Origin of the sequence: Acinetobacter genomosp. 15BJ (assembly GCF_000400715.1) — a bacterium.
Taxonomy (GTDB): domain Bacteria; phylum Pseudomonadota; class Gammaproteobacteria; order Pseudomonadales; family Moraxellaceae; genus Acinetobacter.
The window spans coordinates 341939-354217 of record NZ_KE007345.1; the positions used below are offsets into that span (position 1 = coordinate 341939).

The window sequence follows — 12279 nt, forward strand, 5'->3', positions numbered from 1 at the left end:
TGTTCTCACTTTTTTACTGCACTGACTTGAATATAACGTACTAATCCATCTTGATAGAGTTTTCGGCACAACTTGGCAGTCATGTTTATTTTGAGTTGGGCCAAATCAAACGCTGATTTTTCAATTTCCCGTGTTTCGATATATTCAGCAAAACCATTCAATACGGGTTCGGAAAAATCCTGAATTTGAATATCAGTAAAACCTTGCTGCGCTAAAGTCTGCGCAAGCTGCTGCTGCTCCATTAATTGTTGCCAATTCACATCCGCACTTTTTAACAGATAGCGATATTTTTGTTTTTGTAGAGCAGAACACTGTCGCCAATTTTCCGACCACATTAATGTGTGAAACGCGATGCGGCCTTTTGAATTCAAAACTGAAGATGCTGAATTGAGAAATGAATTCAAATCGCTGTGATAAGCCGCATCTATACACAGCACTACATCAAATGAATTCAAAAGTCCGAGTGTTTTTAAATTCAAAAAAGAGCCACAATGAATTTGAACCTGTGGTAATTGTTTTTGAATTCGTTTGACACATTCGGGCTGTAACTCAACTGCACTGAGTTGTTGAATATGATAATGTTGAGTCCAGTGCAACAGACTGGCACCTTGTCCACAGCCTAGATCTAAAACACAATCTGTGGATTTCAGTTGAATTGATTGCGCAATTTGATCAGCCAGACTTTGGCAGGCCTGTGGATAATTATACTGTTGGCCTTGCCAAAAACCTAAATTACTCCAAGCAAGCCATGCATCATCACCGAGTCGCTTGGCATCAATTGCATATTTATGCCCAATGACTTTTTCAATCAGTGCTTGCTTGAAGGTGGTCATGCTTAATAACCGAGTTCAGGCGCAACTTTGACTTTTGGCTTTAATCCAACAAAGGGAACGGCTGCACCTAAAATTTCAGAAATATGCATCGCAGAGGTCACTGCCGATTCCAAAATTGGTAAACCATCGCACGACCATGAACCGCAGTAAAATATTTTACGGTTTAAATCCAAATGACGTTGCTGAATTTGTTTATTCAAAGCCACGGTTTCTGAATCGACCACCGCACGGGTAAGTTTCACCTTGGAAATGATTTTCTTCGGATCGATATCAATCACTGGACACCAAGTCTGGAACACCGCATTTTTACCGACTAAGCTCGGCTCAATCGCATTGATCCACACGGTAAATTGCTGACGGGTAAATTTACGATCCATCATATAGCTTAATACCGCCCAATCTTTACGGCGTTGTGGCATCACAATTGGATCGGTATGAATCACTAAATCGCCTTGTTCAAAGCGGAATTTTTTCAGTAAGGCAATATCTTCAGCAAATTGTGGTTGCTTGAGAAAATCTTCAATCACTGGCGTTGGTGTCGCAATCACCACACGGTCAAATAACTGGCTCTCACCTTGCGCATTTTCCACCAAAACTTTTTCGCCCTGCTCTTCCACTTTTTCAACCGCGGATCCGCTGTGAATTTCAATGCCATCAATCAGACGATTCACCAACGCAGGTGTTCCACCTTTCATTCGTAATAAGGCTTCACCTTCAGTCAGCTGACGAATAAATTCCAATAGCGGTTTGGCTGGCCATTCACCAATGGTTTTAGGATGGCAGGTACAAATGGTATACAGCACAGGCATCACCGTACCATGCCAAAATACTTCCTCAATATGATATTGATTCATGAACTCAGCTAAAGTGATGTCTTGATTATCTGATTTAAAGAATTGATGCACCGCAGTTTTTAGCTGCAACATACCTTTGACCAAGCGCCAGCCATATTGCTGAATGCCTTTACGATTATTAATAATCGGGAAATTACCAATACGACTACGTGATGTCGTTAGCCATGTATCGGTTTTATCTTCAAACAACCAACTGCAAGCCATAAAGGTACGGACTGGGAAAGTTTCAATCCCAAGGTAACTGGCTAAACTTAACGTATTTTTCCAAAGTTTTGGATTCATCACCCTTAAAGGTGCATCAATAATACCACCATCAAAATCAACACTATGACTATCCATGCCTCGACCTGCGAGTGCTTCGAATATAGTCACCTTATGTCCTGCATCATGTAGGATTCTGGCTGAGGCAAGTCCTGCCATTCCACTGCCAATAATTGCAATATCCAAAATTATGTCCCATCAGTTGATGATTTTTCTTGATTATGACCGATAGTTAAGCGAAACGCGGTATTAAAAAATACCAGATTGCGGGCTTCTGCCAGACTTTTGTCGTAATATCGTTGTTGGATTATTGTTACATTTTATCACAAATTACATTTCAATCTTAACATGATGAAAAAATTAAACTTATTACATTTTAGGACACAAAAATATACAGAACATTCTATATTTTTTCATTTTCAGCACTTTATCGACTTCCCATCGCCCTAATTCGGTGCTATGTTTATTGAACAAGAACGAGAATAAAGTCACATAACAAGCTGAATAATTATAAGTGACATAATATTAAAAAAATCAATAGAGGACCCTTACAACGAAAGCCTATCACTCTAACGGAGTGATAGGCTTTCTTATATAAACTACTGATTTAACTTAGCAATTAAGCTTCCATCGAACCAAATTTACCACTATTGAAATCACGAACTGCTTCCATGATTTCCGCTTTGCTATTCATCACAAAAGGCCCATAACCTTCAATCGGTTCATTCAATGGCTGACCCGTCAAAATTAAGAACTTACTGTCCTGTTCGGCCTTAATGCTAAAGTCAATTTCCTCACGACTCAACACCACCAAACTCGGTGCTTCTATACTTTGGCTTTCATTTAAGATCACCTGACCTGATAGCAATACCAACAAAGTGGTATGCCCTTCAGTTACATAAAAAGTATGTGCTTGACCTTGAACAATGGTGCCATCCCAAACATTGACTGGACTAAAAGTCGTTGCTGCGCCTGCAGTGTCTTGATATTGACCCGCGATCACACGCATTTCGCTACCGGCATCATCCAATGCAATATGCTGAATTTGATCTGCTTCAATGGCTTGGTATTTTGCTGGCGTCATTTTCGAATGCGCTGGCAGATTGACCCATAACTGTACCATTTCGAACAAGCCACCTTGATGGGCAAATTCAGGCGAATGGAATTCTTGATGCAAGATACCGCCACCTGCTGTCATCCATTGCACATCACCTGTTTTGATGGTACCACCACCGCCACTCGAATCTTTATGCGTCACCTCACCTTTATAGGCAATCGTGACTGTCTCAAAGCCACGGTGTGGATGTGAACCGACGCCATGTTGTGCTGTGGTTGGATCAAAACGATAAGGTGCAGCATAGTCCAATAATAAGAATGGGCTAATACTTTGTCCTAAACGGTCATAGGAAAACAAGTTATAAACTGGAAAACCATCACCGACCCAGTGCATGTGTTTGTTTTGATACACACCAAGAATTTTTTTCATTTGGTTTCTCCTATAGAGTAGAAGTTCTGTTCTTGGGATCTATTTTACGCCTCAAGTAAGCGTGCTTATAGCCTCAGAATGGCAACACATTATTCTACATATAGGACAATTCAAAGTTAAAAACCGAATTAATCGCTAAACATTATCAATCATCCTATTTTTGATATTGTTTATCTCATTTTTTAGACTTCATCTGTATTAAAAATTTAACTAGCATAATTTCAAGCACTACGGAAATTCACTTTCTTTTCCGTATTCTTTTACAAAAACATGAGGATACAACAATGGCTAAAGACTATATTCGCCTAGACAAAGACAACGCAGCCGTACTTTTGGTCGATCACCAAGCGGGTCTACTTTCATTGGTTCGGGATATTGATCCAGACAAATTTAAAAACAATGTTTTGGCATTGGCAGATGCCGCAAAATACTTCAACTTACCGACAATTCTCACCACCAGCTTTGAAAATGGCCCAAATGGTCCACTGGTCCCTGAACTGAAAGAACTGTTCCCAGATGCCCCTTATATCGCTCGTCCAGGCCAAATCAATGCTTGGGACAATGAGGACTTTGTCAAAGCAGTCAAAGCAACAGGTAAAAAACAACTGATTATCGCGGGTGTCGTGACTGAAGTTTGTGTGGCTTTCCCTGCCTTGTCTGCACTGGCAGAGGACTTTGAGGTATTCGTCATTACCGACGCTTCGGGAACATTCAATGCCTTAACTCGTGATGCTGCGTGGGATCGTATGTCTCAAGCAGGCGCACAATTGATGACATGGTTTGGTATGGCCTGTGAACTGCACCGTGACTGGCGCAATGATATTGAAGGCTTAGGCGCATTATTCTCGAATCATATTCCGGATTATCGCAACTTGATGACCAGTTATTTCACCAATACCTCAGAAAAATAAACCGTCATATCAAGATTAGGATAGTTAATGCTATTCTAATCTTGTCATATTTATCGGATTCGCTTTGCCTTGATCAACTCATTTGATGACTTTCATTATTTCTATTTGGTGGTGAAACACGGCGGATTTAGTGCGGCCAGCGAGGCTGAGAATATCAGCAAATCCAAGCTCAGCCGTCGCATCATTGAACTTGAACATAAATTTAATGTCAGTCTGATTCAACGCACCACCCGTCATTTTAAAGTCACGGATTTAGGTCAAGAGTTTTATGAAGAATGCTGCAAAGTGATTGCACAAGTTGAATGTGCCGAAAATGTCTTGCTCAAGCAGAAAAATGAACCACAAGGCATGGTCAAAATCAGTTGCCCCCCGTTAATGATGCATTTCCAGATTCGGAAATTACTCAATCAGTTTTTAAAAGCCTATCCCAAAGTTGAAATCTCTTTAGAACTGACTAGCCGTCGTGTCGATGTGCTACATGATGATATTGATATCGCCATCCGTACCAGTTTTGAACCGAATCAGGATTCCAGTTTAATCGTCCGTGATGTGATCCGAACTGAGCATTGTCTGGTTGCTGCACCTGAATTACTACAAGGCAAAAGTATTACTCATTATTCAGAATTACAGCACTATCCAAGCGTGGCTTTGGGCATTCAAAAACATCAATATTATTGGCATTTATGTCATGTCAACAGTGACGAAACTGTAGATGTGCCTTATCAACCGCGGGTCAAAAGCAATGATTTGGCTGGGGTCTATTATGCGGTCCATGATGGTTTGGGCATTGCGGATCTGCCTTATCTCACAGTGCAAGCTGATATCCAAAAAGGTAAACTGATTCACTTATTACCCGAATGGAAATCTAATCGGGGCACCGTACAGCTGGTCTATGCCTCGCGCAAAGGTCAACGTTTGGTGGTCGAAAAGCTGATCGAGACCCTCATGGAGGGCCTAAGAGAATTGGCAAAAACTGACAATGGCTATTCGTTATAGTGCAGTATTAATAAAGCACCGAATTGTGCTGTTTCAGTTGCGCAAATTTTTGCACCAGAAAATCGATCAATAATTTCATCGACGGCAGTAATCCGCGTCTAGAAGTATAGACGAGGTGAATCAGCTCAGGTTTAGGCTGCCATTCTGGTAAAATATGAATTAAACGTCCTTGTTTAATATCTTCCGCAACCACCAGCTCTGGCAATTTTGCCACGCCCAAGCCTTGCAGCGTGGCGTCTCTGAGCGCAGTCAAATCCGTAGTGGTCAAACGTGGGTGGCACTGCACTTTTTGTTCTTGCTGATCCTGTGAAAATAATTGCCAATAATATTCAGGGGCAAAGGATTCCATCATGAGCACGGGAAATTGGGTCAGTTGCTGCGGCTCATTAATTGAATAAAACTGATGTAATAGGTCTGAACTCGCAACAATAAACTGCCGTGCCAAAGCCAACTCACGCACAATTAAATCGCTGTCCGGCAAAGGTAAAGGACGAATCCGCACGGCCAAATCAAACCGTTCATTGATTAAATCCACACGTCGATTAGTGGCTTCCACATGCAGACTGATTTTGGGATAAAGTTGCAAAAACTCATTCAACATTTGACTGATATTGATATGTAATAAATTGGTCGGGCAAGACAGCTTGATCAATCCACGCGGCTCGGCCGTTAAAAATTCGATTGCTTCTTCGGCAGCTTCAGCTTCAATCAACATGGCCTTGCAATGCTGATAATAAATTTTACCCACCTCGGTAATTGACACCTGTCGGGTGGTTCGATTGATCAGCTTCACCCCCAGTCGATCTTCCAATTCGGCAATACGACGACTCAGTAAAGACTTAGTCACCATCAATTCTTGGCTGGCCGCCGAAAAGCCACCACAATCGATCACTTTCACAAAGAAATATAAGTCATTTAAATCTTTCATGTTATTTGCTCGATCCGTCAATGATGACCACAATTGTTCTTTTGACATGACAATATATCCTATTACAGATATTTTTAACTCATCGTCCTGTCTATATCATCAATCATACCCCCTAAGACAAGATGAGGATACAACAATGACAATGCCAGCAAACTTCAATGGTCAAGCACCTGTTATCGATGTCAATGATGCCGTGATGCTTTTGATTGACCACCAAAGTGGTTTATTCCAAACCGTCGGCGATATGCCAATGCCTGAATTACGTCAACGTGCAGCAGCCTTGGCTAAGATTGCCAGTTTGGCCAACATTCCAGTGATCACCACCGCGTCTGTACCACAAGGCCCCAATGGCCCTTTAATCCCTGAAATCCATGCCAATGCCCCTCATGCCCAATATGTGGCACGTAAAGGTGAGATCAATGCATGGCATAACCAAGACTTTGTCAATGCTGTTAAAGCGACAGGCCGTAATACCCTGATTATTGCAGGAACCATTACCAGCGTGTGTATGGCCTTCCCAGCGATCAGTGCTGTTGCCGAAGGTTATAAGGTTTTTGCCGTGATTGATGCTTCTGGAACCTATAGCAAAATGGCAGAAGAAATTACCCTAGCTCGTGTGGTGCAAGCCGGCGTGGTGCCAATGGATACCGCGGCTGTGGCATCAGAAATCCAGCGCACCTGGAATCGTGACGATGCATTGGAATGGGCACAGGTCTACACCCAGATTTTCCCTGCTTATCAGCTTCTGATTGAAAGTTACAGCAAAGCTCAAGAAGTGGTGACTAACCACGAAACTTTGGACTCTGCGCGATAAAATCAACGCCAATAAAAAAAGGCATAAAACGCTGTTTTATGCCTTTTTTTATGCCGACTACGCGGATTTAGAACGGTAAATCATCGTCTAAATCAGCAGGTGCTGCGGCTGCCGGTTGCGGCGCTGCTTTTGGTGTATTAAAACCATTACCTGCTTGCGGGCTGCCCGCATAATTGCCTTGGTTGCCGCCAGCTTGACCGTAACCACCTTGGTTGTTGTTATTGTTATAACCAGTATTTTGGTAACCGCCACCTTGGTTATTATTATTGTTGTTAAAACGGGGTTGGTTAAAGTCGCCACCGCTCTGCTCGCCTTGTTGACGGCTATCCAGCATCTGCATTTGATCGCCACGAATTTCAGTGCTGTAACGCTCTTGACCATTTTGGTCTGTCCATTGACGGGTACGCAATGAACCTTCGATATACACTTTTGAGCCTTTACGTAGATATTGCTGCGCAATTTCACCTAAACGGTTATGTAACACGATACGGTGCCATTCTGTTTGCTCTTTACGCTCACCCGTACTTTTGTCCATCCACGATTCACTTGTTGCAATCGAGAATTGAGTTAATGATCCACCATTTGGAAAGGTTTTAGTTTCTGGATCTTTACCTAAAGTACCTACTAAAATAACTTTATTCACACCACGCATTAGCTGTCTTCATCCTATATATTTCTACGTTTTACTTTATAAGAGTTATGATTAAATGGCTACCTCTTTGCCAATCAAGTGCGTTAAATCTTGTCGCCCGGCATCATCAATGCTCTGTTTATCGACTTTAATATACGCAACTTGCTGTTCTGGCATCACCACGACTTCTTCAATACCACGAATCGCCAACAGTTTTGAAGTCCATTCATCTGTTTGTACCGCCTGAGGTAAAGGCAACACTATAGAAGATAAATATCTCGGCTGAGCCAGACCAAAACTAATCAGCAGCCATATTATAGCAATCCCCGTCAGCACACTCCACCCGAGCGCAGTATTCTGTAACATCAAAAGCTGCCCACCCAAGGTTCCGCCAAAGAATGCACCCAAAAACTGGCTACTGGCATTCACGCCCATGGCAGTGGCTTTGGATTGGATCGGAGCTGCTTTGGATAACCAAGAGGGTAATAATGCTTCCATGACATTGAAGGCGACAAAGAATAAACCTAGTCCTGCCAGCAATACATATTTAGACTCATAGCCAAAGATTAGAATCAGCAAACCGCCGATAAGCCCTGCAATCGCAGTGAGAAAAATGCCGCGCATTTTGCGATATTTTTCAGCAATGATAATGCTTGGAAAAGCAAAAAACAGGCTGATGACCAATAATGGTAAATAGACTAAACCATGCTTCGCCAATGGAATTCCTGCATATTCGATTAGCTGTGAAGGCACATAAATAAACATGGCAGTCAGCAATAAATGCAGTGCAAAAACAGAGACATGCAGACGATTTAACTCGCCCATTTGGATGACTTGCTTGAGCTGATGCAGATAGCCTTGCTGATAATTTCGATGATGTCGCGTGACTTTAGGGACAAGCAATAGCATTGCAATCGCAGCCAAGCCCATAATCGTGGTCACAAAAAATAAGCCCGAAATGCCAACTAAACTGGTGAGCCAAGGCCCTAAACTGAATGCCACCACGAAAGATAAGCCAATACTCATGCCCATTACGGCCATGGCTTTGGTACGCTGTTCTTCTCGGGTCACATCGGCCAGTAAAGCCATCACCACAGCCGATACCGCACCTGCACCTGCAATCGCTCGACCGATAATCACACCATAAATGGTGTCGGATAGACCGGCAATGGCACCGCCAATGGCAAATAACAATAAGCCCAAAACCACCAAAGGCTTACGGCTAAAGCGATCGGCCAATAAGCTAAATGGAATCTGTAAAATTGCTTGGGTTAAGCCATATACCCCAACCGCAAGACCAATTAACGCTGGCGTGGCATATTGATAGGATTGCCCTGCGACTGAAAACACAGGAATAATCATGAACAAGCCCAACATGCGCAAGGCAAAAATGCTACTTAAGGCAAAGGTTGAACGGCGTTCTAAAGCATTCATTGTTGATAAGACACTATAACTGGCTCAGCGAATTATAAGCCATTCGCCTGCAAAGATTGTAAGTAGATTATGAAAAACACAATCTTTCTTCGGAGAAACAATAAAGGAGCGATGTTCGCTCCTTTATTTATCATATCGAATCAAGCTGAAAGCAAACTTAAGGGGCTTGCTGTTCGCGCTTGCTATATTGGATTGAGGCGATGACTGCCCAAACAATAAAGGCCACGCCGATTAAACCTGTCACGATTTCTGGTACATGTAAGCCAGTACCGCTGGCGATCATGATGAATGCCAAGGCACCAATCGCATAATGCGCACCATGTTCCAAGAAGATATAGGCATCCAAAGTGCCTTTCTCAACCAAATAAATGGTCATCGAACGAACGAAGATCGCACCAATTGCCAGACCTAGCATGATGATCACGACATCACTGGTAATTGCAAAGGCACCGATCACACCGTCGAAACTGAAGGATGCATCAAGTACTTCAAGATAAAGAAAACCACCAAAACCTGCTTTCACCACACCTGTAGCTGCACCATTTGAGTCATGGGTCACTGCATTGCCATTCTCATCAATCTCAGGTTCACCACCCAACAGATGACTTAAGACCTGTACACCGATATAGACCACGATGCCCCAGATACCTGCCATGGTCACCGCCAAACGTGCCGATTCTTCCACGTTTGCAGCCATGATAATCATCGCAATTAATGCAAGGAAAACCGACATGGCAGGCACACTCGCCAAATGCGCCAGTTTCGCCTCTAACCACTTAAACCAATGGGTTTCTTTACCATCGTCAAAGAAGAAGTTTAAGAACACCAATAACAGGAAGGTACCACCAAATGCTGCAATTTCAGCATGATGTGCCATTAAACGTTCTGAATAGGTTTTAGGATCATTCAGTGCCAATTTAGCCACTTCAATCATGCCCATATCTGCAGTCACAGCCACAATCACGACTGGGAAAATTAAACGCATCCCAAATACGGCAATCAAGATACCAACCGTTAAGAAGATCATCTTCCAGAAATGATCCCAACCACGTAATACCGATGCATTTACGACCGCATTATCAAATGATAAAGAAACTTCCATCACTGCTAAAATTGCTGTAATCGTCAATGCTTTCAGCATGGTTGCTACGCCTGCTTCAGGACCATGCGTATAGCCCCAGTAGGCAGATAGTGCTAAGCACACTACCGTAAAAAATATTGAGAAACGGAAATGCTTCATGAGCAACCTTTTATTCAAATCGTAGGGTTATAAAAATGCGTCTATTGTAGGCGAGTTTTAGTTGAAATAGACAAAAGATTGTTGCACTTATTTTGAAGAAAAAATTATCACAGCAAGACTCTGTTATAGTGCTGACAGATTTCTTTTCGGCTTGCTTTAATAGGTTCAATCCATGACGTTTTCTCAAGATGTTTGGCAACGTAATCAAGATTTATATCAAAAAATATTAGCACTCCCGTTTAATCAAGAACTTGCAGCAGGTTCATTAGACCGTGAAGCCTTTTGTCATTATGTGATTCAAGATGCGCATTACTTATTGGCTTATGGTCGTGCCCTTGCTGTGGCTGCGGCAAAAGCTTATGAAGCTGATGATGTGATTCAATTTTCTGAGGCGGCTAAAATCGCCATTATTGTAGAACGCAGTTTACACAGTGACTTTATGCAGGAATTTGAGATCAGCAAAACTGAGTTTGAAACTACGCCGCTCACGCTTGCCTGTCATCATTACACCTCATTTTTGACAGCAACTGCTTGGTCAGAAAGCTATCCTGTCATTCTGGCAGCATTATTGCCATGTTTCTGGATTTATGCCGAAGTGGGTAAAGATATCGTCAGTCAGTCCGTTGCCAACAATCCTTACCAAGCATGGATCGATACCTATGCAGGGGAGGAGTTTAATAGCGCGGTACGTAATGTGATTGCGACGGTTGATAAAGTAGCAGCCCGTTGTGATGCAGATACCTTAGCCAAAATGCATGCGGCTTATACCATGGGCGCAAAACTGGAGTGGCTGTTCTGGGACAGTGCTTATCAGCAACGCCAATGGTTAGGCTTGGATTAAATTTTCCTGATCCATTCGCTTATAAAAGGAGGGGAAAGCCCTCCTTTTTAACATCACATAGAAAAACTGATGCAAATATTTAATTTCTGCGCCATTTCCCCCAATTGAGAAAAATGGTTGCCGCGATAATCACTAAAAAGATAAGAAATTTAGCCTCGAAACGGGCAAAACTTAATTCATGACTGCGAGTTTTATTTTGGAAAGAATTCTGCATTTGTTCAGCATCCATTTTTTGATGAATATTCAGAGCTATTATTTGTGGTGTTTTTTCCCCGTCCCCTATTACCAAATAAGCAGCCTTGATTTCAAAATCTTGCTGGTTTGCTATGCCAAAACTAATTTTAGCGGGCTTTTGTAAATTATATTCAGGAATCCAATCAATAACTTGACCATAAACACGAACATTACTCGCGTCACCCAATACTGGGTCTTGTATTTTCTTTCCCGTTTGATCTTCGATTTCTTCAACCAAATCATCAAACTCTTTAAAAGAATAGTTTTGCCGTGCTGGTAAATTATTGGCGACTAAACTTACAACTTCAGTTGGATTAGCCGGATGATCTTTATTAATAACGCCCTCACCACTGATCACAAAATCGGCTTTTGTATTCATTGCTGCAGATTTTGGAACACCAATTAAATAAAAAGCAGTCCACAATTGAGAGCTTGGGTTTAGATTTTGCAGCTCTAACTCATAAAGCTCATCATGATTTAAATTAAAAACCTGATCAAATCCAAGAATTTTTGTCTCTTGTGCTGCCACCCCAAGACAAAAAAACAATCCACATCCGAATAACACGATTTTTCTTAACATTATTATTGCTCATTTTCTTTATCTTATTAATTTTAATCTATTTATTTTAAATTCCAGAAGATGTTTTTTGATTTTATTCACACATGATGACCAAAAATGGCAACTTGTGGCAGTCCTTTATCCATAATTCCCAGTCTTGCTCTCTATCAAGATGTGGGCAGCACAATAGATTTTCCTTGAGACGTAAAAAAGCCCCAATTAAGGGGCTTAGTCGTATATCGTATCGTCCGATATAC

The 12279-nt window shown here is 42.0% G+C and carries 12 protein-coding genes; 4 read left to right on the forward strand and 8 right to left on the reverse strand.

Translation table 11 applies throughout. From position 1 onward, the window contains the following. Positions 1-5: 5 nt before the first annotated feature. The 3 genes from F896_RS17650 to F896_RS17640 all read right to left on the reverse strand — a co-directional run bounded on the left by F896_RS17650 (position 6) and on the right by F896_RS17640 (position 3434). Positions 6-833 carry an SAM-dependent methyltransferase gene (locus F896_RS17650; protein ID WP_016162367.1) on the reverse strand — a complete coding sequence of 276 codons (828 nt, stop codon included), beginning with the start codon at positions 831-833 and terminating at the stop codon, positions 6-8. Positions 834-835: 2 nt separating this feature from the next. Further along, positions 836-2134 (reverse strand): FAD-dependent oxidoreductase, encoded by a 1299-nt coding sequence (locus F896_RS17645; RefSeq protein WP_016162368.1) that lies wholly within the window; start codon positions 2132-2134, stop codon positions 836-838. 433 nt (positions 2135-2567) lie between these two features. Next, positions 2568-3434 (reverse strand): pirin family protein, encoded by an 867-nt coding sequence (locus F896_RS17640; protein ID WP_016162369.1) that lies wholly within the window; start codon positions 3432-3434, stop codon positions 2568-2570. Between the two features lie 284 nt (positions 3435-3718). On the opposite strand from F896_RS17640, the gene ycaC reads away from it, so the two are divergent. Together ycaC and F896_RS17630 are read left to right on the forward strand one after the other, a co-directional pair. Continuing rightward, positions 3719-4345 carry an isochorismate family cysteine hydrolase YcaC gene (gene ycaC, locus F896_RS17635; protein ID WP_016162370.1) on the forward strand — a complete coding sequence of 209 codons (627 nt, stop codon included), beginning with the start codon at positions 3719-3721 and terminating at the stop codon, positions 4343-4345. Positions 4346-4414: 69 nt separating this feature from the next. Next, a complete protein-coding gene (locus F896_RS17630; RefSeq protein WP_016162371.1) occupies positions 4415-5341 on the forward strand; it encodes a LysR substrate-binding domain-containing protein in 927 nt (308 codons plus the stop codon). 7 nt (positions 5342-5348) lie between these two features. Here the strand turns inward: F896_RS17630 and F896_RS17625 are convergent, their stop codons facing one another. Continuing rightward, positions 5349-6269: a LysR substrate-binding domain-containing protein gene (locus F896_RS17625; RefSeq protein ID WP_032882018.1), complete on the reverse strand. Its 921-nt coding sequence runs from the start codon at positions 6267-6269 to the stop codon at positions 5349-5351. Positions 6270-6405: 136 nt separating this feature from the next. Between F896_RS17625 and F896_RS17620 the strand changes: the two genes are divergently transcribed. Beyond that, positions 6406-7083: a hydrolase gene (locus F896_RS17620; RefSeq protein WP_004657237.1), complete on the forward strand. Its 678-nt coding sequence runs from the start codon at positions 6406-6408 to the stop codon at positions 7081-7083. Positions 7084-7150: 67 nt separating this feature from the next. Here F896_RS17620 and ssb read toward each other — a convergent pair whose 3' ends face one another. The 3 genes from ssb to F896_RS17605 all read right to left on the reverse strand — a co-directional run bounded on the left by ssb (position 7151) and on the right by F896_RS17605 (position 10388). Further along, on the reverse strand, positions 7151-7735 hold the full coding sequence (ssb, locus tag F896_RS17615; protein ID WP_016162373.1) for a single-stranded DNA-binding protein: 585 nt from the start codon (positions 7733-7735) through the stop codon (positions 7151-7153). A 51-nt stretch (positions 7736-7786) separates the two neighbouring features. Then, complete coding sequence (locus F896_RS17610) at positions 7787-9148, reverse strand: MFS transporter (RefSeq protein WP_016162374.1); 1362 nt, start codon at positions 9146-9148, stop codon at positions 7787-7789. A 157-nt stretch (positions 9149-9305) separates the two neighbouring features. Continuing rightward, entirely contained in the window at positions 9306-10388 is a 1083-nt protein-coding gene (locus F896_RS17605; protein ID WP_016162375.1) for a DUF475 domain-containing protein, read from the reverse strand. A 172-nt stretch (positions 10389-10560) separates the two neighbouring features. Here F896_RS17605 and tenA point away from each other — a divergent pair, with 172 nt between their 5' ends. Further along, positions 10561-11229, forward strand: coding sequence for a thiaminase II (gene tenA, locus F896_RS17600; protein WP_016162376.1), 669 nt, complete (start codon positions 10561-10563; stop codon positions 11227-11229). Positions 11230-11308: 79 nt separating this feature from the next. On the opposite strand, the gene F896_RS17595 is transcribed toward tenA, so the two are convergent. Further along, on the reverse strand, positions 11309-12043 hold the full coding sequence (locus F896_RS17595; protein ID WP_016162377.1) for a hypothetical protein: 735 nt from the start codon (positions 12041-12043) through the stop codon (positions 11309-11311). Between the last annotated feature and the right edge of the window lie 236 nt (positions 12044-12279).

Bases quoted from the DNA above. Each gene is read 5' to 3' on its own strand.
- ssb (WP_016162373.1), bottom strand. From the start codon at position 7,735: ATGCGTGGTGTGAATAAAGTTATTTTAGTAGGTACTTTAGGTAAAGAT.
- F896_RS17595 (WP_016162377.1), bottom strand. From the start codon at position 12,043: ATGTTAAGAAAAATCGTGTTATTCGGATGTGGATTGTTTTTTTGTCTT.
- F896_RS17625 (WP_032882018.1), bottom strand. From the start codon at position 6,269: ATGAAAGATTTAAATGACTTATATTTCTTTGTGAAAGTGATCGATTGT.
- F896_RS17640 (WP_016162369.1), bottom strand. From the start codon at position 3,434: ATGAAAAAAATTCTTGGTGTGTATCAAAACAAACACATGCACTGGGTC.
- F896_RS17610 (WP_016162374.1), bottom strand. From the start codon at position 9,148: ATGAATGCTTTAGAACGCCGTTCAACCTTTGCCTTAAGTAGCATTTTT.
- F896_RS17620 (WP_004657237.1), top strand. From the start codon at position 6,406: ATGACAATGCCAGCAAACTTCAATGGTCAAGCACCTGTTATCGATGTC.
- tenA (WP_016162376.1), top strand. From the start codon at position 10,561: ATGACGTTTTCTCAAGATGTTTGGCAACGTAATCAAGATTTATATCAA.
- F896_RS17650 (WP_016162367.1), bottom strand. From the start codon at position 833: ATGACCACCTTCAAGCAAGCACTGATTGAAAAAGTCATTGGGCATAAA.
- F896_RS17605 (WP_016162375.1), bottom strand. From the start codon at position 10,388: ATGAAGCATTTCCGTTTCTCAATATTTTTTACGGTAGTGTGCTTAGCA.
- ycaC (WP_016162370.1), top strand. From the start codon at position 3,719: ATGGCTAAAGACTATATTCGCCTAGACAAAGACAACGCAGCCGTACTT.